Origin of the sequence: Paenibacillus sp. NPDC056579, assembly GCF_042793215.1 — a bacterium.
Classification (GTDB): Bacteria; Bacillota; Bacilli; order Paenibacillales; family NBRC-103111; genus Paenibacillus_S.
This window is the reverse complement of the sequence record NZ_JBHTVD010000002.1, coordinates 624,505-647,940: the sequence shown is the minus strand read 5'-3', so window position 1 is coordinate 647,940 and position 23,436 is coordinate 624,505. Positions and strand designations below refer to the sequence as shown.

21 protein-coding genes are annotated in these 23,436 nt (G+C 50.6%); 6 read left to right on the top strand and 15 right to left on the bottom strand.

Going from position 1 to position 23,436, the window contains the following annotated elements; all coding sequences use genetic code 11:
- Positions 1-2: 2 nt before the first annotated feature.
- Positions 3-806, bottom strand: a complete 804-nt coding sequence (yjbM, locus tag ACFQ88_RS10450) for a GTP diphosphokinase (protein WP_239633465.1) — start codon at positions 804-806, stop codon at positions 3-5.
- A gap of 19 nt (positions 807-825) precedes the next feature.
- A complete protein-coding gene (locus tag ACFQ88_RS10445) occupies positions 826-1,926 on the bottom strand; it encodes a quinone-dependent dihydroorotate dehydrogenase (RefSeq protein ID WP_379454052.1) in 1,101 nt (366 codons plus the stop codon).
- A 161-nt stretch (positions 1,927-2,087) separates the two neighbouring features.
- On the opposite strand from ACFQ88_RS10445, the gene ACFQ88_RS10440 reads away from it, so the two are divergent.
- Positions 2,088-2,225 carry a hypothetical protein gene (locus ACFQ88_RS10440; RefSeq protein WP_239633463.1) on the top strand — a complete coding sequence of 46 codons (138 nt, stop codon included), beginning with the start codon at positions 2,088-2,090 and terminating at the stop codon, positions 2,223-2,225.
- A gap of 73 nt (positions 2,226-2,298) precedes the next feature.
- Here ACFQ88_RS10440 and ACFQ88_RS10435 read toward each other — a convergent pair whose 3' ends face one another.
- From ACFQ88_RS10435 to ACFQ88_RS10400, 8 genes are all read right to left on the bottom strand, one after another.
- Positions 2,299-3,750, bottom strand: coding sequence for a L,D-transpeptidase family protein (locus ACFQ88_RS10435; RefSeq protein WP_379454051.1), 1,452 nt, complete (start codon positions 3,748-3,750; stop codon positions 2,299-2,301).
- A gap of 99 nt (positions 3,751-3,849) precedes the next feature.
- On the bottom strand, positions 3,850-4,587 hold the full coding sequence (locus ACFQ88_RS10430; protein ID WP_239633461.1) for an HD-GYP domain-containing protein: 738 nt from the start codon (positions 4,585-4,587) through the stop codon (positions 3,850-3,852).
- A 141-nt stretch (positions 4,588-4,728) separates the two neighbouring features.
- Complete coding sequence (locus ACFQ88_RS10425) at positions 4,729-6,348, bottom strand: stalk domain-containing protein (protein WP_379454050.1); 1,620 nt, start codon at positions 6,346-6,348, stop codon at positions 4,729-4,731.
- A gap of 28 nt (positions 6,349-6,376) precedes the next feature.
- On the bottom strand, positions 6,377-8,737 hold the full coding sequence (locus tag ACFQ88_RS10420; protein WP_379454049.1) for a FecR family protein: 2,361 nt from the start codon (positions 8,735-8,737) through the stop codon (positions 6,377-6,379).
- A gap of 86 nt (positions 8,738-8,823) precedes the next feature.
- Complete coding sequence (locus tag ACFQ88_RS10415; protein ID WP_379454048.1) at positions 8,824-10,656, bottom strand: CHASE2 domain-containing protein; 1,833 nt, start codon at positions 10,654-10,656, stop codon at positions 8,824-8,826.
- Positions 10,657-10,883: 227 nt separating this feature from the next.
- A complete protein-coding gene (locus ACFQ88_RS10410; protein ID WP_126141398.1) occupies positions 10,884-11,117 on the bottom strand; it encodes a ferredoxin in 234 nt (77 codons plus the stop codon).
- A gap of 104 nt (positions 11,118-11,221) precedes the next feature.
- Positions 11,222-11,719: a molybdopterin-guanine dinucleotide biosynthesis protein B gene (gene mobB / locus ACFQ88_RS10405; RefSeq protein WP_379454364.1), complete on the bottom strand. Its 498-nt coding sequence runs from the start codon at positions 11,717-11,719 to the stop codon at positions 11,222-11,224.
- Positions 11,720-11,730: 11 nt separating this feature from the next.
- Positions 11,731-13,026, bottom strand: coding sequence for a DNA polymerase IV (locus ACFQ88_RS10400; RefSeq protein ID WP_379454047.1), 1,296 nt, complete (start codon positions 13,024-13,026; stop codon positions 11,731-11,733).
- A gap of 253 nt (positions 13,027-13,279) precedes the next feature.
- Between ACFQ88_RS10400 and cimA the strand changes: the two genes are divergently transcribed.
- Positions 13,280-14,899, top strand: a complete 1,620-nt coding sequence (gene cimA, locus ACFQ88_RS10395) for a citramalate synthase (protein ID WP_379454046.1) — start codon at positions 13,280-13,282, stop codon at positions 14,897-14,899.
- Between the two features lie 85 nt (positions 14,900-14,984).
- Here cimA and ACFQ88_RS10390 read toward each other — a convergent pair whose 3' ends face one another.
- On the bottom strand, positions 14,985-15,521 hold the full coding sequence (locus tag ACFQ88_RS10390) for a TlpA family protein disulfide reductase (protein WP_379454045.1): 537 nt from the start codon (positions 15,519-15,521) through the stop codon (positions 14,985-14,987).
- A gap of 182 nt (positions 15,522-15,703) precedes the next feature.
- On the opposite strand from ACFQ88_RS10390, the gene ACFQ88_RS10385 reads away from it, so the two are divergent.
- Entirely contained in the window at positions 15,704-17,014 is a 1,311-nt protein-coding gene (locus ACFQ88_RS10385; protein WP_239633453.1) for an MFS transporter, read from the top strand.
- Positions 17,015-17,076: 62 nt separating this feature from the next.
- Positions 17,077-17,547, top strand: a complete 471-nt coding sequence (locus ACFQ88_RS10380) for a M67 family metallopeptidase (protein ID WP_379454044.1) — start codon at positions 17,077-17,079, stop codon at positions 17,545-17,547.
- Positions 17,548-17,574: 27 nt separating this feature from the next.
- Here the strand turns inward: ACFQ88_RS10380 and ACFQ88_RS10375 are convergent, their stop codons facing one another.
- The 3 genes from ACFQ88_RS10375 to ACFQ88_RS10365 are packed head-to-tail and all read right to left on the bottom strand — an operon-like array spanning position 17,575 to position 20,885.
- Positions 17,575-18,312: an exonuclease domain-containing protein gene (locus tag ACFQ88_RS10375; RefSeq protein ID WP_379454043.1), complete on the bottom strand. Its 738-nt coding sequence runs from the start codon at positions 18,310-18,312 to the stop codon at positions 17,575-17,577.
- Between the two features lie 49 nt (positions 18,313-18,361).
- Complete coding sequence (locus ACFQ88_RS10370) at positions 18,362-19,441, bottom strand: DUF294 nucleotidyltransferase-like domain-containing protein (RefSeq protein ID WP_379454042.1); 1,080 nt, start codon at positions 19,439-19,441, stop codon at positions 18,362-18,364.
- A 46-nt stretch (positions 19,442-19,487) separates the two neighbouring features.
- Positions 19,488-20,885, bottom strand: coding sequence for an ammonium transporter (locus ACFQ88_RS10365; RefSeq protein ID WP_379454041.1), 1,398 nt, complete (start codon positions 20,883-20,885; stop codon positions 19,488-19,490).
- Positions 20,886-21,328: 443 nt separating this feature from the next.
- On the opposite strand from ACFQ88_RS10365, the gene ACFQ88_RS10360 reads away from it, so the two are divergent.
- Together ACFQ88_RS10360 and ACFQ88_RS10355 are read left to right on the top strand one after the other, a co-directional pair.
- A complete protein-coding gene (locus ACFQ88_RS10360) occupies positions 21,329-21,760 on the top strand; it encodes a MerR family transcriptional regulator (protein ID WP_239633448.1) in 432 nt (143 codons plus the stop codon).
- 20 nt (positions 21,761-21,780) lie between these two features.
- Positions 21,781-22,467, top strand: coding sequence for a zinc metallopeptidase (locus ACFQ88_RS10355; RefSeq protein ID WP_239633447.1), 687 nt, complete (start codon positions 21,781-21,783; stop codon positions 22,465-22,467).
- Between the two features lie 66 nt (positions 22,468-22,533).
- Here ACFQ88_RS10355 and gltC read toward each other — a convergent pair whose 3' ends face one another.
- The gene (gene gltC / locus ACFQ88_RS10350) at positions 22,534-23,427 is read right to left on the bottom strand and encodes a glutamate biosynthesis transcriptional regulator GltC (RefSeq protein ID WP_239633446.1); all 894 of its coding nucleotides are present in this window, start codon (positions 23,425-23,427) and stop codon (positions 22,534-22,536) included.
- Between the last annotated feature and the right edge of the window lie 9 nt (positions 23,428-23,436).

Here is a 23,436-nt window from a genome sequence, read left to right as displayed (position 1 = left end):
CTCTATCCTTGGTGTCCTCTTTTGGCCCGCCCAATCGCTTCTTCGATCTCATTCAGCAGCTCCTTGAAAAACCACATGTCATCCGTTTCCCAATGCTCGTTAAACCTCAGCTGGAACTGAGCCGCCTCGCGCACGCGGCGGTAAAAGTACAGCTCCTGAATCCCATTCAGCACGCGCGATACCATATTTGACTTATCCTCGAACAGCTGCTGCGATTCCACGATTTCCTCGCGGATGCTGCTCATTTCTTCATCCAGAAGGTAGGCCGCTTCCGCTGCTTTGGTTAGCCGTTTAATAACATCCTCGGGCAGGCTTTCGCGGTATTTATAGTTGAGCGAATGCTCTATGGTCGCCCAGAAGTTCATGGCCAGCGTGCGGATTTGGATTTCCGCAAGCACCCGCTTCATGCCAAGGGCAGTTTGCACCGGATATTCCACGATCATGTGGTAGCTTCTATAGCCGCTCGGCTTCTTATTCCGGACATAATCCTTCTCATAGACAAGTGTCATATCTTCCCGCTCGCGGATCAGCTCGGCGAGCTTTTCGATATCCTCTACGAACTGGCACATAATCCGTATGCCGGCGATATCTTCAATCCCCGTCTCCAGCTGTTCCATAGGGACGTTGAGCCGTTTAGCTTTATCCAGAATACTGGATATTTTTTTCACACGTCCCGTAACGAACTCGATCGGCGAATATTCATCGCGGCTTTTCAGTTCGCCGCGAAGCGTCTTGAATTTAACCTTTAATTCCTCCACCGTTTGCTCATAAGGCAGCAGAAACTTTTTCCAATCGCGTCCATCCATCCGTTATCCTCCATTCCTACTAGCGTCTGTGGGCTGAACCGACCGCGTCCGCTATATGCTTGAAGCCGTCCAGGCGCAGCAATGCTCTCAACCCTTCGTTCAAGCTCCGGATCAAACCGGGTCCTTCATAGATCAGCGCAGTATAAACCTCTACCAGACTGGCACCGGCACAAATTTTGGCGTAGGCGTCCTCGGCGGTAAATATACCCCCGGAACCAATAATCGGAAGCTTGCCCTGCGTTGCCGCGTAAATGTCGTGCACAAGCTTCGTGGAGCGTTCCGTAAGCGGCATGCCGCTCAACCCGCCGGTCTCTCCTTTATGCTTATGGGTTAGCCCCGCTCTTGAAATCGTAGTATTCGATGCTATGATGCCGGAAACGCCGCTGTTCACTATCGTTTGCACCATATAAGCGACTTCCTCGGATTCAAGATCCGGTGCGATTTTAACTAAAATCGGCTTCTCGGCTCCTCCGTTCTTTTGGTGCTGCAGCTTCATCTCTTCCTTCACGGCCGCCAGAAGTCGCGACAAGTCGTCCCCGTGTTGAAGGTTGCGCAGATCCGGCGTGTTCGGCGAGCTGATATTTACGACGAAGAAGTCGCCATATGCATATAAGCCCCGAATGCAAGCCCGATAATCCTCCTCGGCTTGTTCGTTGGGCGTTACTTTGTTTTTGCCGATATTCACCGCCACCGGTATCGTATGAGCTCCCGCTTCACGCAAGTGCTCGGCCATCGTCTCGATGCCGACATTGTTGAAGCCCATCCGGTTGATCAGCGCCCCGTCCTCCGGCAAGCGGAACAACCTTGGAAGCTCGTTGCCCGGCTGCGGCTTCGGAGTCACGGTACCTACCTCCATAAAGCCGAGACCGATACTGGAAAACCCAGGAACCGCCTTCGCATTTTTATCAAGTCCTGCCGCCAAGCCGACCGGATTGCGGAAACGGATGCCCCATAGAGTCGTCTCCAGCTCGGAGTAATTCGGAACCCCGTACATTCCATTCAACAACGCCTTGCCGCCCGGCAGCTTGCCTACCGTATGTAGCCCGTCTATGGTCAAATGGTGCGCTTTCTCCGGATCCATCCGAAAAAGCACCGGTTTTGCTATCTTCTTATACAACATGCCTGCTCTCCCCTAACCGTTCTCTAAAGTTGCTCTACTTGAACAGTTTATCGTTTTATGCCCGAAAAATAAAGAGGACAAGCCAGGCAAAATGATGTTCTCAACCGGCTGCAATATGATAGAATATTCATAAATCTATGAAAAAGGCAGGGCGGGTTCCTATGCAGAGAAAAAAACCTACGTATTTGCAGCAGCGCAAGCCGAACGATACGGTTAATAAAAAGCGGATTATTTGGGTAAGCTCCATCTTCGGCGTTGTCGTTATTCTTATGATCGTGCTGCTCATTTTTAATTCGTAAGCGCTTTATTGAATGTAATCGAATGGTTGATAAAAAAGCAGCCCCCGCATAACGCCAGGTGCTGCTTCTTCTATTAGTTCAGCCATTTGTATACTTTACCCGGATTCGTTTCCTCCGTTGAGGCGGGCAGCCGGAATACCGGCTCGCTTCGCTGGATGTCTACGGGGAGAAGCCCCTTGCCTATCGTCACGGACGTTCCCATCGGCACCATATCGAACAGCTCCTCCACATCCTCCTTCAGCATCCGGATGCAGCCGAGCGATTTGTCTTTTTCAATGCTTGCCGGCTGATTCGTCCCGTGAATCGCGTACAGCGTATCGGACAAGGTCATCCCTCTGCTTCCGAACTCGCCGTTGGATTTGCCGTTCGGGTTCCTTACTTTCTCCGATATTTGGAACGTGCCCTCGGGCGTTCGTTCGGCCCCCAGACCTACCGGATAATTTCTGACGATAACCTGTCCGCTAACAACCGCCAGTCGATGATTTTGTTTATCAACGACGATTCGAAGCGGCTCCGTCAATGGTTTGATCAAACCGCCGGTGCTAACAGACGGCTGGTCAGCCGATGCAGGCGCCGCGCCTGGAGCGGATGCAGGATTGGATGCTGGTGCAGAAGTCTCCGGCAGCCCGGCTTTCTCCGGACTTCCTGCGAGCTCCTCATACAGCTGCTCCATATACGGAGTGACTCCAGGCAGCACATTGCCCGGATAAGGCTCATTCAGCTTCCGCAATGATTCCGGCGGCTTCCCGTGCTTGGCTTCGTAGGCGGCTAAAGCGGACCGGAGCACCAGCTCCTGCTCCCTTTGAGCGGCCCAAGCGCTGTAGATCGCCTTCGGCTTGCTCGCTTCCGTAGGCTGACAGGAGCAGCTTTCCGCGTCATGATATTGGATTTGCTGCAGCGCGGCATCCTGCTTCCCTTCCACAGACAAGAGAATGTCCGGCGAGCGGAGCCACGATATCCATCGCGCATCGCCCATCGATTGACCGTGCGCCAAAATCGCGTAGCTGTTCACCCGCTCCTTCAGCAGCATCTCCTGGAGCGCTGCGGCCGCGTTCTCCTTGCTTTTCGGGCCTGCAATATAATATACCTTCGTCTCCTGCACCTGGGCAGGCGTTACTCCGTCCGGCAGCTCGGTGATTCGGCTCTCCGCCTTCGGCAGATGAGGATCATGGAACTCGGGCGCATACAGCACTCCCGCTAACAGCAGCAGCCCAAGAGCAGCCAAACGGCCGCGCTGACGCCTTTGATTCCGCTTGCCTTGCCTCTCCCATTGCCGCAGCGATTGTTCCGATTCAGGCGAAACCTGAATCGTCTGATTTTCGAACGCTTCATATATTTCCCCGGCCTGGGTATAGCAATAGAGAGCTTTACCCTTCTTGCCTTGAGCTTCATACTCTCTCCCGAGCAAGTACCAGGCCATTTTATTGGCAGGATGCTCCCGAACATATTTTTTCAAATAGAGCGGGTTGTCCATCGAGTGTTGAAAAAATTGACGCAGCTGCTCGTCATGGTCCTTCGGTTTCACGCCGATCCCTTCTTTCCACCTTCTCCCACTAATATCGGCAGCCGAGCCGTTTTTTTAAAGGGGAAGTGAACGAGTGCGGATCCAGCTGTAGGCTTAGCCTCAATCGACGTCGGCTTCCTGCAGATGACGATGATGGTGTCCTTCCAAGTAGCCGCGCTTCTTCATTACGGATTCGAATGCTTCCACGACCACCGGGTCAAAATGAGACCCTTTGCAGCGGATGATTTCATCCACTCCCTCACGATAGCTGCGCCCTTTGGCATACGGCCTATCTGTAGTCATGGCGTCGAAGGCGTCCGCAACCGCTACGATCCGGGCAAAGAATGGGATGTTATCACCGCGGAGTCCTTCCGGATAGCCGGTGCCGTCCATTTTCTCATGATGGTATTTGGCCACCTCGGTTGCTTGAAGCATGCGCTCCTCCGGTTCCATCCGGGATAAAATTCTCGCACCGATCACGGTATGGGAAATCATGATCTCGAATTCTTCGTCATTCAAGCTGTCCGATTTCAACAGCACCCTGTCGGGCACGCCGATTTTGCCGATATCATGCATGATAGCCGCCCGATGGAAGTGTCTGCATTCCTCTTCAGGAAGCCCCAGCTCTCTGGCAATCCATAAGGAGTACAGGGCGACTCTGGACGAATGCCCAGCTGTGTAAGGATCTCTGGAGTCAAGTGCCAGCACAAGAGAGTAAATAACGCTCATAGATACAGGATGCTGCTGTTCGGTCATTTCGCTTCGCAGCTCATATGCCGATTCCAACATGAGTGAAAGCTCATGATTCCGTTTCTCCAATTCCGCTATTTTGCTGAGCAGCTGCTGTAGGTCGGACACCGGGTTTCGCCTCCCGCCTCTAGGGCATCTAATGTTCTTGCATTAGTCTCTCCTCTATTCAAGAAAAGGACCTATTTGGCGAAAGAGTGCAGTGCCTCCATCCCAGAATAGGTCCGAGCGTCCATCATATTCCCGATAAAATTATCGGACGATTGCTTTCTCCCGTAAAATCGCCGTTCGTGAGTCCTGATCCCATTGTACATCCAGACCGATTTCCTCTGCAAAAAAACGAACCGGTACATAGGTGCGTTCTTGCTTCAAATAAGGCGCCGCATCGGTTTCCTTGGTTACAGCCTGCTTCTGATTCTCCATGGTCTTGATTCCGGTCTTGTCGAGGTACAGCTCGATGGTAACATCGCCTTTGGATAATTGAACGCTGCGGTTCGCTTCCTCAAAGCCTACTTTGTAGCCGAGCGCTTCGGCAATGATCCGAACCGGCACCATCGTCCGACCGTTGGCGATCTCGGGCTGAGCGTCAAACTCGACGACGTTGGATCCGATAACGACCTTCACCTGATCGTCCTTAGGCAAACTCTCCGGCAAGCGGAACAGCTTCATTTGACGAATTTTGTTGTTATAAGCATCGGCAATATATATCGTTCCATCCGGTGATACGGCGACATCCGTCGGTTTTTGGAACTGAGCCGACCGTTCGATGCCGTCCAGCTCTCCCGGTCTTTGATTGGCATCCCCGGCCAGTGTAACGACATTGTCATTATATAAGTAACGAATGGAATGGTTCATACTATCGGCAATGAGCAGCCCGCCTTCGTCCGTCAGTGCAATACCCATCGGATAATCGAATCTCGCTGTCAGAGCGGCACCGTCGGCAAAATCGCCGGGAACGTACAAATCGGTTTTGCCGTAAGGCGTACCGCTTTCGGACGAGCCGCCTCCGGCCACCGTCGTCACTTTCCCAGTGCCAAAATCCATATAGCGGATACGCTGATTTCCTGAATCGCTTATATATAGATTACCCTTGGCATCGATAACCAATCCGGACGGCTCGTTAAATTTGGATTCGGCGATCGTTCCATCCAAGTAATCGCCACCCCATACGACTTGCCCCGGAGTGACCTCCACAGCACGTTTGGACGGGGCTGTAAGCGTAGTTACTTTCCCCTCGGGACTTATACTGCGTATCGTATGGTTCAGCGTATCGGCAACATACACGGTCCCGTTAGGGGCAACCGCTACATCCTGCGGGCTGTAGAACGACGCCTCCGATCCGGCAGCATCCTTGCTTCCGATGAGGCCGCTGCCGGCCAATGTCGTCACATTCCCGGCGCTATCGAGCTTACGAATCGCATGATTGGCGCTATCCGCCACATAGACGTTGCCCTTGGCATCGGCTGCAAGTCCGGCCGGCGCATCAAAGACAGACCTGTCCGGTGTCCCGTCGAGAAGGCCTCCCATCGGGAACCCTTTCTCGTCTTTTCCTATCACAAGACCGGCTGCCTTGGTAACTTTATTACCGGAAACGCTTCGGAGCAAATGATTCCTGGAATCGGAAACGAGGAGCGTTCCGTCCTGCAAAAGCAGCAGTCCATATGGGCTGCGGAAGGTTGCTTTCAACTTCTCCTCATTCAAGCTGCCGTTATCGCCAATCCCGGCAAATGTGGAGATGTCCGTCATGATTTGACCGTTGTCCGCTTTTAAGCTGTCTTGGGACAGGGCGGAAGCCGCCCAAGAGCTCGTCGCTCCTCCAAGCAAGCTAGCTGCCATGATGGACGCGGCGAACAGTTTTACCGATGTTTTCATACTCCTTCATGATCTCCTCTATGATCGATTATTGGACCGGAATTTCAATAGGGTTATCCGTCAATTTGAGTTCCGCAATGACATTCCCGTTCTTGTCTACGACTTTATAATAGAACAATTTCATCTTCATTTGATTCCAATCCGAGCCTGTAAAGGTTAACGGAATGGTAACGAGCGGCTGTTCCCCTCTCACGGAAATAGCTCCGGCGGAACCGTTCGCGGCAAAGTTAGTCGCAGCGTACACCAGCTCCGTGCCGGTACTGGCGGCCGATTGCTTCAACACCTCAACGCTTTCAGGCTGCGAGCCGAATACGGCATCCTTGTTGCGGGCAACGGTGCCGTCGCCCATATAGCTTAACCGGTTATCATAACCCAGGTGCACTTCAGCCGCATATATCGATTTGGCGTCCACGAAGTTTTTCATCGTCAGCTGCACATTCACCGTATCGTTTTGGCGGGTAGCCGACTTCAGCTGGATTCCCATGGAACGATCCACCGTTATCTTCGGAATGGATACTTCCTTTGATCTCCAGCCGGTTCGTTCCGTCACGACCGTTAATTTATCGTACACGGCTACTCCATCCGTACCTAATTGCGGAAGCGGAATCGTTACTTCCTCTTGGGCTCCTTTTCCGGCCGCTTTGGCAATCTGCGTTCCCCCGTTCAACACAACCACGTCGGTATTGAGCGGAGCTTTCACTACGATAACCGGAGAATTCGTCACAAGCTCCGATGCAGGGCTGATCAGGATGGGTGCGTCCGAAATCGTGATGGAAGGGATCGGGATGGCGTCACTAGTTCTTCCCATCCGCAGCGTTTGCGCCGTTAAATCATAGCTTCCTTCAGATAAAAGCTTCAACGGTATTCGCACGTCCTGGCCACCGTTTCCCGGAGCCGAGCCTATAAGTTCACTGCCATGGAATACTTGGATGGTAGTGTCGGCAGGCGCTCGCAGCGTTACGGCTGCAGGATTAAACGAAGTCGTTGCCGTAGACGGGCTGATCAAGGCCGGAGCCGCAGGCCGTTCGTTTCTCGAGCCGGAGCTTGAACCTCCGCCTCCTCCCCCGCCAGCTGCAGGCGGTGTTGCAGGCTGCGAACCCGTACCGGACTCATTCTTCGACTGGTTCGCCTGAAATTGTTTGAGCTGTTCAGCCGACAATGTAGCTATAAAAGAAGAAATCGCTTGTTCATTCGCTTCCTGCAGCGCCTTTTTGTTAGCAGCATCCATGGCAGCTTTTTGTTCCTTGATCTTGGCAAGCAAAGACAAAATCGACTGCATCAAACGAGCGAGCTCGGCATTTTCCTTTGCCGCAATGCTTTGTTGCTGTTGCTGCTGCAGCGTTTGCTTAAGCTTTTCAACCTCAGGATCTACTCCCGCCGTCATGTCGAGCCCTTCCACTTTGGTTAGATCGATCTTTTTGAGCGGGTCGGAAATCGCTTGATTCACCTGATCGAGCAGCTTTTGGTCGATTTTCTTTGCGTCGATCGCTTCTTTAGCAATCAATGCAATTAATTTATCGAAGTTACCCGATATCTTGTTCAAATCATCCACAGACTGAATTTTCAAGATCCCGTTATCGCCGGGCTTGGAATCTGAATTTTGCAAACCTTCGCTCAGCTTCTTTTTTATATCATCATTTTCTTTTTGAATTTCTTGCGTTCCGCGAAGGATGGATTCCAGAACTCTTGGAGACGCGAGATTTACTATTTGATCTACATTGGCATAATTAACAGCTGCTCTTAAATCCGGCGTTTGCGTTCTGGAGTCCAGATTAATTTGCTGAGAAGGGTACAACGTCGTATGGCTGCCTTGAGTTCCCCCGTTCCCCGCTGCAACGTTGGACTGCACTCTAACGATGCCTGCAGTCACAAGCATTGTTGTCGTCCCGGTATCCTTGTTTACCATTGTAAACAAGGAAGTTCCTCTCACGCCCATAACCGCCGTCGGCGTTTCAATCTCGAAATCATCCTCCGAGCTGACGAGGCTTTTTACTTTCATCCACGCCGAACCGGCCCACATTTTGAACTTGGAGGTTTTGCCGCCGCCTTGATTCGCCAGCTCGGATAGAGATACTTCGGAGTGCTCCCCGACAGTAATTTCATCGTCCTGGTCCGCCGTTCTCAGAACTACGGATGAGGAAGCCCCCGTAACGATGTAATCCCCCTGGTTCAAGCTCATATCCTCATAAGCGGTGTAGGACTTCGAGCCCCCCGCCTTGCGTACGCTCACGTCCCCGTTGACCTCGACAACGATGGCGGCACGGGTCGATTTGGCCATTGCGGCTGGAGCGCCTACCGTAAAGATCATGGAAAATAACATGCAAAAAACGACAAACAACGATGCATTAGATCGTCTCCCGCGCCTTCCTTTCCGTATCACAGCACCCACGAACAATCTCCTCTCAATCTATCATTCTATATATACTATTTATTGTAAAAGGGCAGCTTTAGGATGGCAATGCAAAAATTGGCGATTTATGACACCTTTCCCCGATTCTTTTGGCTGGCCGGGGCTTGCTTGATGCCTTTCACCTCGAACAGCTTCAAAGGAACGCTTTTCCCTTTCATAAGCTTTTCTCCGGCATATTCGTAATCAAAATCGTCTTTCGTCAGCTCATAGGTCGATTCGGATACGAGGATCTGGTTAGCGCTTGTACTGGATTCGATTCTCGCCGCCGTATTGACGTTATCTCCGATGGCCGTATAATCGACACGCAGGTAGGAGCCGATGTTACCGACAACGACGTTCCCCGTGTTGATGCCGATCCCTACGCTAATCGTCACGCCGTATTTGTCCAGCACGTCCTTACGTACTTTCTCCATCCCCTTCTGAATCTCGAACGCCGTCTTAACCGCATAATAAGGATGGTTAGGGACGTCCAGCGGCGCGTTGTACAGGATCATGGCCGCATCCCCTATGAACTTGTCGATCGTTCCGTGATTGTGCAGCGCCCTCTCGGTGATCAAGTTGAACATCATGTTCAGAAAATCAACCACTTCCTCGGGCTTGAGCTTCTCCGACAACGGAGTGAAGCCGCGGACATCGAGGAACAAAATGGACAAGTCCTTAGATATGCCCCCCAACTTGATTTCCGAGTCGTTTTTGGCGATCTCCTTGACAAGATCCGGTGAAATATAACGTCCGAACTGCTTCGTGATGTAATTTTTTTGCTTCGTTTCAAAATACGTTTTCATGGCAATATTGCCCAAATACGAGATGAGACCGCTTGCGACTGCGCCGATGGTATCTATGTAGATATCGCAATAGGCAAACGTCATATATTGCAGCAGGATCATCAGCGCCGATACGATGAACACGGTCACAATCCCGATAATCGGCTTCAATCTCCAGGTAAGGAATCCGAACAACAGGATCATGACGATCGCTATGGAAAGGGTTACCAGGCTGCTCGTCGGCTGAATCCACTGCTGCTTCAAGATTTGATTCAATATGTTGGCATGTGCATAAACCAGGTGCATATGACGCTCGACCGAAGTGCTGCCTTCATCGGAGCCGGGTGCCGTATAGCCTACCAATACGAGCCGGTCCTTGAACGTATCGGGAGGAATCGAACCGTTAAGCACACGGGCGAAAGGAACCGTTTCAAAGTTCAATTCCTTGGCATCCCATTTGATATACATTTCCGACCGGGGCCGGTTGGGTAAAGGCTCGCTGTGGATGTATTTATCTACATTGACGCCAGCCAGCTGAGCCATCGCCAATCCAAGCGTCGGGAACACGCCTTCGGGCGTGTTGATCTGCAGCCAATTCGTCCTTATGACTCCATCCGAGTCGATAGCCGCGTTGATATGAGCTCTGTTGGCATACTGGCGCAATGCCGGAATAGGCTGCTCGATGCTGCGCGCCGTTATCAGCTCGCCTTCCTTTACTGTAGTGGAACGGCTGAAGTCTCCTTCAACGTTCGCGTGCGATGGCAGAACGATATTTTTATATTTGGACATCTCCTCGGCGAACAGCTTATCGCTTTGCGGGTTGCTGCTTTCCGAGTAAAACTCGATATCGAAGCCTATCACCTTGGCTCCGGCTTGCTCCAGCTTGCGGATCAGCTCGGCGTAAACCTTACGGTCCCAAGGATACGGGCCTACGGATTTGATCGATTCCGTATCGATTCCGACAACTACGATGTCCTCATGCGGTTCGCCTGACATAGATTGCTTCAAATTAAAGTCAAAAGCACTATTCGACAATACCTTCCAAAGACCTACTGTTATAAAAATGAAGCATAACAATACGATAATCGCATTTCCGATTGCGATAACGGCAGATTTCCTGACATTTTTCATCATCCTCGTCCCTCCGGCCCCCACGTTTTCGTACCTAATATTACCACATTATTTTATTAACTACATAAAGTTTTTTGCAAACACACACCTATTGGCCTATGCAACAGCATGTTAAAACGAAAAAGTGTCTGCAGACGCAAAAAAACTCCATTACTAGGCCTAAATACCTAATAATGAAGCTTTCTGTTGTTATCTGTATAATAGCCGGATGCCGGATGACAATGAAGCTATTAGTTGAACGGGCTGTCAGCCACTTTGATGGAATCCGTAGGGCAGCCGTCTTGTGCATCTTGAAGATCGTCGTACAGGTCTTCAGGAATTTCGGTTACGCCTTTGTTGCCGTCGCCGTCGAAAATAACTTCAGCCAAGCCCTCATCGTCGTAGTCATAAATGTCAGGAGCGGTTGCGCCACAGGCTCCACATGCGATACAGGTGTCTTTGTCAACAAAAGTGTATTTTGCCATTTTTAATTTTCCTCCCTAGAGTTGTTACTCAATTGTGATCTCATCCTAAAATATAATATAAAACCGGCAAAAGTTCAAATAGAAAGTCTGTCCTGCCGGAACATTCAGCCTTTTTCTCTTACATGCCGAGCGATAAATTCAGCGATCAAATCGACATCATCAGGTTCGAAAAACGGGATGGACCCGATAACGCTGTCGTGAAATTGACTTGGAGCTACCACTGCGATGGGAGGCTTTGGTAATACCGATAAAATACCGCTCTGCTCAGAGCTTCGGTACAAGGCAATCTGATCATGCATTCCTTGCTTAAAGCCTTCTACCAAAACGATGTCGAGCTCATGCATCTGCAGCTCGGTTATCATCCGTTCTAGGGTGAGCGGCTTTCTGACGAACGACGTATAGCCATCCGGCGAAAGGACGACAGTCACTCCCGCCCCCGCTTCCTTGTACTTCGAGGAATCCGTCCCCGCGACCTCTTTATAATGCCCATGACCGTCATGTTTAATTACCCCGGTACGAAGGCCTTGAAGCTGGAAGCAATGAACCAGCTTGGCTATTAGCGTTGTTTTGCCGCTGTCCGAATAGCCGGCAAAGCCTATCACAGGTGTCAATGTCATTCATCCCCCAACGGTTTGCGTTTCAAATGGTCCATCTGAAGCGATGTCCCCCGCGCCTTATGATTGCGAATCAAGGTCGACGGGTCGTCTCCGAGCATACCCGCCGTCAGAATCGCGTGCTCTCCGAATTTGTCTCTCAGCGCATCCATCGCTTGATTCAGCTTTTCCTTGGCCGGCTGCTTCTTGTAGTCAAACAGGTCCAGTTGAACAGGCACCTCGTCCTTGGCCAGCAAATGCTGCAGCGTGATGCCGAGCAGACGGACGGGCTTGCCCGAAGGCCAATGGTCTTCGAACAGCTTGCAGGCGGCATGGTAAATGTCCTCCCGGTTTTCCGTCGGCGCATTGAGCTTGGATGCTCTCGTTATCGTCTTCATGTCCGGATCACGAATCGTGATTTGTACCGTATGGGCGATAAGCTTTTGCCTGCGCAGCCTTCTTCCCACCTGGTCGGCCAAATTCAGAAACACTCGATGAATGTCGGATCGCTCCGTAAAATTCGTCGGCAAAGTCGTTGTGTGGCCAATGGATTTGCTCTGCTCATGCTCCGTCTGTACTGGAGATTCGTCCTCCCCGTTAGCCGAGCGCTTCAACGCGGCCCCCATCACCCCGAACTGCTCTGTCAGCAGCTTCTCGTTCGCATGGGCCAGCTGCCCGAGCGTATGAATGTTCAACCGCTTCAGCTTATCGGCCGTTTTGGCTCCGATTCCGTACAATTCAGCACAAGGGCGGTTCCACAGCACATTCGGTACATCTCTTTTCCGCAAAATCGATATGCCGTTAGGCTTCTTCATATCCGACGCCATTTTGGCCAGCAGCTTATTGGGAGCAATCCCGATCGAGCACGGAAGCAGCAGCTCCTCGCGAATGCGTCTCTGAATAGTCTCGGCAATATGGACCGGAGTGCCGAACTGCTTCGAGCCGGTGATGTCGACATAGCATTCATCGATGGACATTGCTTCCACCAGCGGCGAAAACTCATAAGCAATGTTCATGAAACGCCTGGAAAACTGCCGGTACAGATCAAAATCAGGCCGGATCAGCAGCAGCTCGGGACACTGCTTCAGCGCTTGACCGACGAGCATGCCGGTCTTAATGCCTCGGGCTCTTGCCGCGTAGGAGCAAGTTACGATGATGCCTTTTCTCAGCTCGACGCTGCCCGCTACAGCCGTTGGCTTCCCTTTATAGATCTCGGGCTCGACCGCTTCGTGAACAGAGCAATAAAATGCGTTCATATCGATATGAAGAATCACTCTTCCCTTCACAGGATATGCATTTGTATTATCTTGGTTCATAAGCCCACCGATCCGATAATGTCGCTTCGATTCTGCATAGCGCATCCCCCGAATTCAGGTACTGTATTCTTCTTTCGATACAGAATCCCGTTTTGAAAGATATAAATTCAGCATACAATTGCATAGAAGGAGGGTCAAGCCGAAGCCTTCACAATCCATTCATTTTTGAAAATATTATCCTTCTTCCGGATGAATGTGATATAATAATTAATTATATTTTGAGCAAGCTTAGTATGATTCAGGAGGACTATCCATGGCTACTTCCGTAAAAATCTTTGACACTACTCTAAGAGACGGCACGCAGGGTGAGGGCATCAGCTTATCCGTCGAAGACAAAATGAAAATTGCCCGCAAGCTCGACTCTCTTGGGATTCACTATATTGAAGGCGGCTGGCCAGGCAGCAACAACAAGGATATTGAATTTTTCACCCGCGTGAAAGAGCTTGATTTGAAAAATGCCAAAGTAACGGCTTTCGGCAGCACGCGCCGCAAAGACACGCTTCCGGAGAACGATATGAACCTAAACCGGATTCTGGAGGTTGGCGTTCCGGTCGCAACGATTTTCGGCAAATCGTGGGACTTCCACGTGCATCAAGCCATTCAAACGACGCTTGAAGAGAATCTGGCCATGATCTACGATTCGGTCAAATATTTGAAGAGCCACGGATTGGAAGTCATCTATGATGCGGAGCATTTTTTTGACGGCTACAAGAACAATTCCGAATACGCTCTGCAAACGATCAAAAAAGCGGAGGAAGCCGGAGCGGACTGGATCGTTCTGTGCGATACGAACGGCGGTTCGCTGCCGCATGAGGTCACTCAGATCGTAACGACCGTGAGACAGGCGATATCCACGCCGATCGGCATTCACGCTCATAACGACTGTGAGCTCGGTGTCGCCAACAGCCTCGCGGCAGTAATGGCCGGCGCCACGCAAGTGCAAGGCACGATCAACGGATTCGGCGAAAGATGCGGCAACGCGAATCTGGTGTCCATCATCCCGAATCTTCAATTAAAGCTTGATTATGAATGTGTCAGCGCAGAGCAGCTCGCCAGCCTGAGCAGCGTCGCCCGCTATGTCAGCGAGATCGCCAACATGCATCTGCCTGTCAATCAGCCGTATGTCGGCTCCGCCGCATTCGCGCACAAAGGCGGAATCCATGTGTCCGCCATCCTTCGCAACTCCAGCACGTACGAGCACATCGAGCCGGAGCTTGTAGGCAACAAACAGCGCGTCCTTGTGTCCGAGCTTGCCGGCCAGAGCAACCTCGTTTTCAAGGCGCAAGAGCTGGGTCTTGATTTCGATACGAACAATCGGCAGACCAAGCAGCTTATTGAACAGATCAAGGAAATGGAGCATCAAGGCTTCCAGTTCGAAGGCGCCGACGCCACCCTGGAGCTGTTGATCCGTAATGCATACGGGAAGCTGGAAGAAGCGTTCACGCTGGATTCGTTCAAAATTATGGTCGTTAAAAACGCGAATCAGCCGGTTATTACGGAAGCGATCGTCAAGCTTACGATTAACGGAGAGACCGTATATAACGCAGCCGAAGGCAACGGTCCGGTCAACGCGCTCGATAACGCTCTGCGCAAATGCTTGCAGCAGTATTACCCTGCTCTGCAGTCTATGTACCTCAGCGATTACAAAGTTCGCGTACTCGATGAGAAGGACACTACCGCGGCGAAGGTACGCGTCTTGATCGAAACGACGGATTCTTCCGGCTCGTGGAGCACGGTCGGCGTTTCCGGCAACGTTATCGAAGCGAGCTGGGATGCGCTTATCGACAGTATCCGGTACGCGTTAATCGGCAAAGCCAGAGCTATCGTGCATTCCGATGATCACAAGGAACGCGTCGGACTTGTAAATCATTAATCTAAGCAGCGAGAGTTAGCGTTCAAAAACAAAGATGCCGCTTCAAGCAGGAGCCTTCCTGATGAAGCGGCTTTTTTCATTTTATTCAGCTTTGGATAAGCCTTTGGATACGCTTCTCGAGCTGATCCGGAGGCAGCACGTGAATGACCTCCTGCAGCTTGCCGTGGCGGTCGATCAGGAAGCTGGTCGGCACGAACAAGACCCGGTACATCTCCGCCGTTTTCCCTTCTTTATCCAGAAGAATCGGGAACGAGAACCCGTTCTGCTTGACAAATGCCTGGACGTCAGCCATCCGGTCCTGACGTGTGACATTAACGGCATACAGGTCGAACCGGTCACCATACTTGTCATATACGCTCTTCAGAGCCGGCGCCTCCTCTTGGCACGGCCCGCACCAGGATGCCCAGAAATTAATCATTACGGGCTTCTCTCTCTCTCCGCCAATTGCATATTGCTTCCCGTCCAGACCCTGCAAAGTAAATGAGGGAACCGGCTTATTGTATACCATTTCTTTGGCATATCCAGCACTGGCTTCCGCTTCCTTATTGGTTTCACCCAATTGAAATACGGCCAGGGCAACCAAGCCTAATGCCAGCAGCATGGCCGTAACGTTCTTTTTCATACTTGCCTCCCCTTTCTATAGTCGTCTTCAACGTGCGCTCTGATCTCATCTATTTCATTGTAACCAAAAAGCTTGCTCCTTAGTTCGTCAATTCCATGGAAACGAAAAGGAAAGAATGACATCTCTCATGAAGGGGTACATTAGATTTACGATAACGCAGCTGAAGAGGAGAATTTCTGCAGATGCAAAAGACAAAATCGCGGAGGTTGAACATCACCTTCGAAAGTGAAATTGACGATCAGCAGCCTCAGCGGTCCAAAACGAAAAAGGACGACACCGGCACCACGTCCGGAGGCTCCAAAGGGTCTATATGGGAGTTTATTGCCATAGCCAGCGTACCACTTGTGTTGGTACTAGGCAACTCCATGCTCGTCCCGATTCTTCCTGAGCTGCAGGAACAGCTTGGCGTCAGCAAATTTCAAAGCAGCCTGATCATTACGCTCTTTTCATTCACTGCCGGAATATTCATTCCTGTGTCCGGGTATTTGTCCGACCGGTTTTCCCGTAAAGGAATCATGATTCCCTCATTGATCGTTTACGGAGCGGCTGGCATTCTGGCAGGCTTTGGCGCTGTTTGGAAATCCTATACGATCGTCATTATCGCCAGAGCCATTCAAGGCCTGGGGGCAGCCGGTACAGCTTCAATCGCCATGGCTCTCGCCGGAGACTTGTATAAAGGCGGAACCGAGAGCAAAGTGCTCGGCTTAACCGAGGCTTCCAACGGAACAGGAAAAGTCGTCAGCCCGATAATCGGTTCATTATTGGCGCTGATCGTCTGGTATGCCGCTTTTTTTGCTTTTCCAGCCTTTTGTCTGTTGTCCCTGCTCGCCGTGATGTTCCTGCTCAAAGAGCCTAAGAAAGAACAGCCGGCTCCCAAGCTCAAGCCCTACTTGCATAAAATCGGCACAATTCTCAAGGAAAAAGGACGCTGGCTTATTACCGCCTTTTTCACCGGTTCGCTCGCCCTTTTCATTTTATTCGGCGTTCTGTTCTATTTATCGGATATTTTGGAGGAGCCCCCATATCAAATCGACGGAGTAATGAAGGGTCTGGTACTGGCGATTCCGCTTCTCGGAATGGTTGTCACGTCCTACACGACAGGTTCCAATATCAAGAAAAACGGCACTTTGATGAGGTGGCTGATGAATATCGGAATGACACTCATGGTCATTTCGTTAGGAACATGCATCTTCTTTCTGGGTAAAAATCTGTATGTATTGATCGGTTTACTTACCTTAAGCAGTATCGGGACGGGACTTTTGCTCCCTTGTCTCAACACGATGATTACAGGCTCCGTCGAGAAAGAGGAGCGCGGCATGATCACCTCGATCTACAACAGCTTGCGCTTTCTAGGGGTTGCCTTCGGCCCGCCTCTGTTCAGCTGGATGATGGATATGTCTCACCAGATTGTATTTATAACTGTGACGATTCTGGCTTTTATCACATTGGGGCTTGTCTTCTTCCTTATTAAGCCGGAGGGGAAAGTCAGTTGAACCGTCCCCTCTAACCGGGTTATAATAAGCTTAAGATAATCAATCGAGGTTATAGAGCTATCATGTTCGATAAAATACTCATTACACCTGCAGTACGATCTTCTATGGTGGATCATTGCTTGCAGACTCTGCCGCATGAAGCATGCGGCTTTTTATTTGGCGCGGCATACGGGAATACGATAATGGTAAAAAGGTTTGCTCCTGTGCCCAATGTCGCAAAAGAACCGGCCGTACGCTTTGAGATGGATCCGGCGTCCTTGATACCTTTAGCAAGCAGAAGAAACGACAATAATAATGAAATTATCGTCGGCATCATCCATTCCCATCCCCTGGCGCCGGCAATTCCGTCCAACGAAGATTTGCTAACCGCCTGGCACCAGATGCCGAGTCATTGGATCCTGTCGCTGCTCGATTTAGAAAAGCCTGACCTTCAGGCTTACCGTTACGTTGCTGACAAGTCTGCCGGAACCCGTTTCATCCCTCTGGAATGGGTACTGGCAGACAATGAACCGCAGCAAAAAAATAACCCCTAGAATGTGAATTATTCGCATTCAGAGGGGTTATTGATGATGGCTTAAATGTGCGTATAAATCGCCTAAGGTATGAATATCCCGAGCCTGGATTTCCAGCATGAACATCCCCCACAGCCGGGCCGTCATCTTGGCATCTTCGAGGGCGTGATGTCTGCTGGCTATCGGAATACCGTACATCTCGAGCAGCGTATCGAGATCGTATTGCCCTAACTTCGGATGCAGCCATTTCGCTATCATCATCGTATCGAGCATCCGGTGGGACAAATTCACCTTTGAAGTGCGCCATAGAGCCGCGTTAAGAAAATGCTTGTCATGACCGGTTCCATGCGCTACCAATATTTTTTGCTGGGCAAATTCGAGAAACGCCCGCAGCCCGGCGATCAGCTCCTGAGCTTGCAGCGCCATCTCGTTGGTGATACCCGTCAGCCGGACGATCTCGTCGGGAATCGGCCGTTTGGGGTTGACCAGACTGTAAAATTGCTGATCCTCCATCACCTGCTCGCCACAAACGGCTACGGCACCGAATGACAAGATCTCATCTCCGTTATACGGCGAAAAACCGGTCGTTTCCAAGTCGAAAACAACCAGTTCCACCGTCTTTAACGGGATGTCATACAATGAATTTTTTCGCTGCTCTTTCATCATGGATCTAATGAAAGCCATCTGCTGGGCGCTCTGTACATCGAACATGGAGGTTATTGCCGAAGTAATCCCTCCCGTTCGGTACAGATGCCACATTCTACCTGCAGGTCCCAAGTCCTTCATTGCGCATTACCACCTTAAAGTTTTCGAAAACGTTTCTCCCCGGGTTCATCTAACCTTGCTCTATCTCTTTGTGTACGCTTTTTTTAACATACTTTTGCAGATCGTTCCCTATCCGAAGACACAGCTTCAGCTCACTCGTCAGCTCCTTCGTCAACCGGTCCCCAGGAAGCTTGCCGCGCGTCGTGTAATGCCCGTTTTCCACTTGAAACGGCGTCAAGGAACGCAGCTTCAAGGCGATGGATAGGGCTTCCAGCCAATCGTGAGCGATTTCCTCTTCAACGAAGCCGCCTTCGAGCAGAGCAGCGATTCTGCCTTCCGTCGAGGTTGCTTCCACTCCCGCTTCGATGGTGAGCAGCCGGATTCCGTTCACGATGGGAATATAAGCGCCGTACTTGATATCTACGCCTCCGGCATCTTCCCCATATCTTTCTTTTATCAGCTGCCCGAACACACCGAGCGAAATTTTATGATGCAGCGTATTGTGCAGCAAATGCTCCAGAATAGACGGATGCACATCGACATATTGCAGCATTTCGTTCATCAATCGGGTGACGAGGAGCTTCTCGCCGTACACCGCACGCATATCGGCCATAATCAACAGATAGCGGATATGCTCCCAGTTCGGCTCCTGAAGCCAATCCATCATCATCCTCAGGTAACCGGAGGAGGACTTGCGCCACTTCGGATTCGTGCAGATGACGCCTCCTACACAAAGCGGATAGCCTAGCTCCAATAAGCTTGTGCTGATTCGTTCCGACAAGAGGGCAAAATATCGCTCAGCCGCTTCAGCTGCCTCTTCATCGGGGATATCATCATAAATCAGACCGTTATCCTGATCGCTCCACAATGTTTGCTCGCTCCGCCCTCCGCTTCCAAATACGACAAAAGCATAAGGTACGGGAGCACCGGTCCCTTCTTCCAACTGAACGCTGTGCTCCGCCAGCTTCACCGCTTGCGCGATAAACCAGTCATGCACGAGATTCAGTTCACGATTCCAGTCCAATGTATTGGAGAGAAGGAGACGCCGCTCGAACTCCTCGTGCAGTTGATCCCGAAATTGCCTGAGCCGATGAATGTCTCCGGCCGATTGAATTTCAGTTCGAATCATGTCCATATCGAGGCGTTCCATAGGGCATCTCCTTTAAACTAATGAGGTTCATTCCAAGCTGCGAATCTTATACCGATTGTGTGCTGGCCGTGCCTTGTTGAGCCGATTTCTTCATTTGCTCGGGATAACCGTACGTTCCGTGCTCGGAAAGGTCCAGACCGATTATTTCTTCTTCTTCGGTAACCCGCAGCCCGATCGTCGCTTTGATCAAACCGAGAATAATGAAGGAAAGCACCAGTACGAAGATGAAAGCTCCGAATACACCTAGCGCTTGCACACCCAATTGCTCCAAGCCGCCGCCGTATAATAGGCCAGCTTTACCGACTCCAACTTTTTCCGCTAACTCCGGTGTTGCAAAAATACCTGTGGACAGCGTTCCCCAAATACCGGCAATACCGTGAACGGAGAATGCGTAGATCGGATCGTCGATTCCAGCTTTTTCAAACCATTGAGCCGTAAAGAAAGTGATGATTCCAGCTAGAGCACCGATAATGATTGCATCTCTTGGAGTTACGAATGCGCATGCTGCCGTTATTGCTACCAGTGCGGCCAATACACCGTTAAGCATGCTCGGAATATCCGCCTTGCCGAAGTACATCCACGAAACGATTAGCGCCGCTACCGCGCCGGCTGCCGCCGCCAAATTCGTTGTCAAAGCAATATATCCGAAGAAGCCGTCTCCTGTTGCGCTTAAGGTCGAGCCTGCATTGAATCCGAACCAGCCTACCCACAGGATGATAACGCCGAGTACCGATAAAACCTGGTTGTGACCCGGGATCAAATTAGGCGTTTTATCCTTATTGTATTTGCCGATCCGCGGTTTAAGCAATAGCGTGGCCACCAAAGCTGCCGTTGCGCCTTGAAGGTGAACGACTGTCGAACCGGCAAAGTCCTGCATCCCCAATTGACCGAGCCAGCCGCCGCCCCATACCCAGTGAGCAACGATCGGATAAATCAGAACCGTGTACAAAATACCGAAGATAAAGTACACCGGGAGCTTGCCGCGTTCCGCGAAGCCGCCCCAGGCGATAGCCAGCGATACACCGCAAAACGCCAGCTGGAACAAGAACAAGATGCCTATAGGAATCGGCGATTCGGCAAATAAACTAATGGAAGCCGCCGTCTGCTCCTGCGTTCCGTCAAGGAAGAACCCTCCCGTACCAATAAAGCTGTTTCCGTCACCAAAGGCGAAGCCGAAGCCTACAGCCCAAAATGCTATTGCACAAATTCCGAAGGTCAAGATGGTCTTCCCCGCTACGTGCCCTGCGTTTTTCATTCGGGTGGATCCCGCCTCAAGAAGGGCAAAACCGGCTTGCATGAAGATGACCAGAATAGCTGCGAGCATCACCCAAACAGAGTCGATAGCACTAGCCAGCTGGGCAGGTGTTTTCTCATCCGCCGCAAATGCCATTGCAGGTGCGACCAGAGATAGAAAACCGGTTGAAAGGAGCAACTTCTTAAACATGGTTGACCACTTCCTTCTTAATGTTAGATTATATAACATAATTTGAAAATCTTAATGTCATTATATACAGCGTTTTGAAATTTGACAATATGATTTTCGTTAAAATTTCATAAAAAACGAAAAATAACCTGACATGAAACAAGCATAATTCGTTTTTTAATTCAATATAATGATTATTCCTTTAAAAACAATGTCATTTTACCTAACGAAACCGGACGAACTGTCCATTTCCCTCTAAAGCTTAAAAGTCATTGTTCGTGTCATGTTTTCTTCCGTTCAATATTTGGTCAACCTTTTCTCTTCTATATCAATTACTAAAAGCATAACGTTTGACTGTACGGTTTGATTTCAGTTATCATTGTTACTAAAGACTAAAGAACGCCTTCAGGTCATACATACTATGAAGGAAGTACTACAGAACAGGAGGGGATATCGATGGGGATATGAAGCTTTATAAAATCGGGGAGTTGGCTCGCATAACGAATGTCAGTCCCAGAACAATCGACTACTATACGAAGATGGGACTCATTGAACCGGAGATGCGGTCCGATACAAATTATCGATTGTATAACGATGAAACCTTAACTAGACTCAAACGTATTGAAAAGATGAAAAGGGAGAAGTATACCTTAGAGGAAATCAAGGCGAATTTAAAGTTGTGGACGAAAGTAAGTCACGACGAGATGGTTACGGACAAACTGAACAGTCTTCAACTCCATCTGCAGCAGCTGCAGAAGGAAGTTCAGGAGATCAGCCCCATTCTTGAGAAGCTGAAGCCTTCCCAACTGAAAAATTTTAATAAAATGCTTACGCCTCATACCGCTGCGTGTATTGAAGCCTTGCTGCTGCTATTGGGTAAAGGTCCCTTTTCCTAATATATAAGGAGGTCGCCGCCATGTTTTTTCATCCCATGGATTTCTTGATTATCATTGCATTTGCCCTCTCGTTGTGGGCTCAATTCCGAGTGAAAGGGACGTTCAATAAATGGGCGGAAGTCCCGACACATTCCGGAATGACAGGGTACGAGGCAGCTAGACGCATGCTGGATGCCAACGGGCTGTATGATGTACCGATCGAGCCGGTACCCGGCCGCTTGTCCGACCATTACGACCCGATTCACCGTGTGGTCAGATTGTCCGAACCGGTATACTATGAAAACTCAATTGCCGCTGTTTCCGTAGCTTGCCACGAAGTAGGCCATGCCATTCAGCATAAGGTACACTATCCAATGCTTACATTGCGCCATCGGATGTTCCCGCTGGTCAACATCACATCGGGTGTAGCGCCGTTCCTTATTCTTGCCGGCTTGTTCTTCCAGCAGTTTAACTTCCTGCTCGGTCTCGGCATCATCTTCTTCTCCGCCGCTGTAGCGTTCCAGCTTGTTACGCTGCCGGTGGAATTCAACGCCAGCAACCGCGCCAGAGACTTGATGGTAGCCGAAGGCTTCATTACCAACGACGAGGAGCGCGGCGTAGCCAAAGTTCTTAACGCCGCTGCATTAACCTATGTGGCAGCAGCTCTGATCTCGCTGCTCGAGCTTGTTAAATACATCATGATCTTCACCAACCGCAATGAAGATTAATACGAAAGATCGCCCCACCCGGCCGCAAGGCCAGGCGGGGCGATCTTTTTTTTCGGCTGCGCCGCTCTATTTTTTGCAATCAAAAAATTCGAGCAAATATTGCTGAAACACTTCCGCGACTAGCGGCAGCTTCTCTCCCGATCTATGAATTAATCCGACGCTTCGCGTTACTTGAGGCTCAATGACGCGCACCTTCGCCGGCTGAAGCTGGCTGATCTCCGTCAACGCCATCTCCGGCAGCAGACTGACACCCATTCCCGCCGCGACCAGACCGCGTATCGTATCCGTCTCTTCGCCCTCAAACCCGATGCGGGGCACGAACCCCGCCTTGGCACAGGCTTCCAGTACAATGTTTCGCAGCGAGTATTCTTCACTGAACATAACGAACGGCTCATCCTTCAGCTGTTCGAGAAAAATGGACTGTTGATCGGCTAGCACATGACCTTGGGGCACGATGGCATACAGTTCCTCTTGAAGGAGCAGCTCCCCGATGACGTGCTCGTGACTGTCCGGAAGCGGCGAAATGAAAGCCAGATCGATCTCGCCGTTTTTGACGTCGCGAATCAAGCTGTTATACGTTCCCTGCCGCAATCTGAATTTTACATTCGGATGGGTGCGGCGAAAATTGGCTACTACCGTAGGCAGCAGATAAATACCCAAGCTATGCGGAAAACCGATGCGGATTTCACCCGCTTCCGGATCAAGAAATTCCCGTACTTCTATGACGGCCCTTTCCAGTTCCGCCAATATTCCTTCCGCTCGATGCAAGAACAGCTTGCCAACCGGAGTTAGCTGCAGATTGCGTCCTTTTTGGACGAACAAGGAAACGCCCAGCTCCTCTTCCAGCTGATGAATTTGTCTGCTGACCGCCGATTGCGCTACATGCAGCTCTTCCGCCGCCTGGGTCACATGTTGTTTTTTGGCCACTTTTACAAAGTATTGGAGCTGTCTTAATTCCACTCTCGCTTC

Bases quoted from the DNA above. Each gene is read 5' to 3' on its own strand.
- ACFQ88_RS10380 (WP_379454044.1), top strand. From the start codon at position 17,077: ATGTTCGATAAAATACTCATTACACCTGCAGTACGATCTTCTATGGTG.
- ACFQ88_RS10370 (WP_379454042.1), bottom strand. From the start codon at position 19,441: ATGGAACGCCTCGATATGGACATGATTCGAACTGAAATTCAATCGGCC.
- ACFQ88_RS10385 (WP_239633453.1), top strand. From the start codon at position 15,704: ATGCAAAAGACAAAATCGCGGAGGTTGAACATCACCTTCGAAAGTGAA.
- ACFQ88_RS10365 (WP_379454041.1), bottom strand. From the start codon at position 20,885: ATGTTTAAGAAGTTGCTCCTTTCAACCGGTTTTCTATCTCTGGTCGCA.
- ACFQ88_RS10425 (WP_379454050.1), bottom strand. From the start codon at position 6,348: ATGAAAACATCGGTAAAACTGTTCGCCGCGTCCATCATGGCAGCTAGC.
- ACFQ88_RS10390 (WP_379454045.1), bottom strand. From the start codon at position 15,521: ATGAAAAAGAACGTTACGGCCATGCTGCTGGCATTAGGCTTGGTTGCC.
- ACFQ88_RS10445 (WP_379454052.1), bottom strand. From the start codon at position 1,926: ATGTTGTATAAGAAGATAGCAAAACCGGTGCTTTTTCGGATGGATCCG.
- ACFQ88_RS10415 (WP_379454048.1), bottom strand. From the start codon at position 10,656: ATGATGAAAAATGTCAGGAAATCTGCCGTTATCGCAATCGGAAATGCG.
- ACFQ88_RS10400 (WP_379454047.1), bottom strand. From the start codon at position 13,026: ATGAACCAAGATAATACAAATGCATATCCTGTGAAGGGAAGAGTGATT.
- ACFQ88_RS10440 (WP_239633463.1), top strand. From the start codon at position 2,088: ATGCAGAGAAAAAAACCTACGTATTTGCAGCAGCGCAAGCCGAACGAT.
- ACFQ88_RS10410 (WP_126141398.1), bottom strand. From the start codon at position 11,117: ATGGCAAAATACACTTTTGTTGACAAAGACACCTGTATCGCATGTGGA.
- ACFQ88_RS10355 (WP_239633447.1), top strand. From the start codon at position 21,781: ATGTTTTTTCATCCCATGGATTTCTTGATTATCATTGCATTTGCCCTC.
- yjbM (WP_239633465.1), bottom strand. From the start codon at position 806: ATGGATGGACGCGATTGGAAAAAGTTTCTGCTGCCTTATGAGCAAACG.
- ACFQ88_RS10375 (WP_379454043.1), bottom strand. From the start codon at position 18,312: ATGAAGGACTTGGGACCTGCAGGTAGAATGTGGCATCTGTACCGAACG.
- cimA (WP_379454046.1), top strand. From the start codon at position 13,280: ATGGCTACTTCCGTAAAAATCTTTGACACTACTCTAAGAGACGGCACG.
- ACFQ88_RS10360 (WP_239633448.1), top strand. From the start codon at position 21,329: ATGAAGCTTTATAAAATCGGGGAGTTGGCTCGCATAACGAATGTCAGT.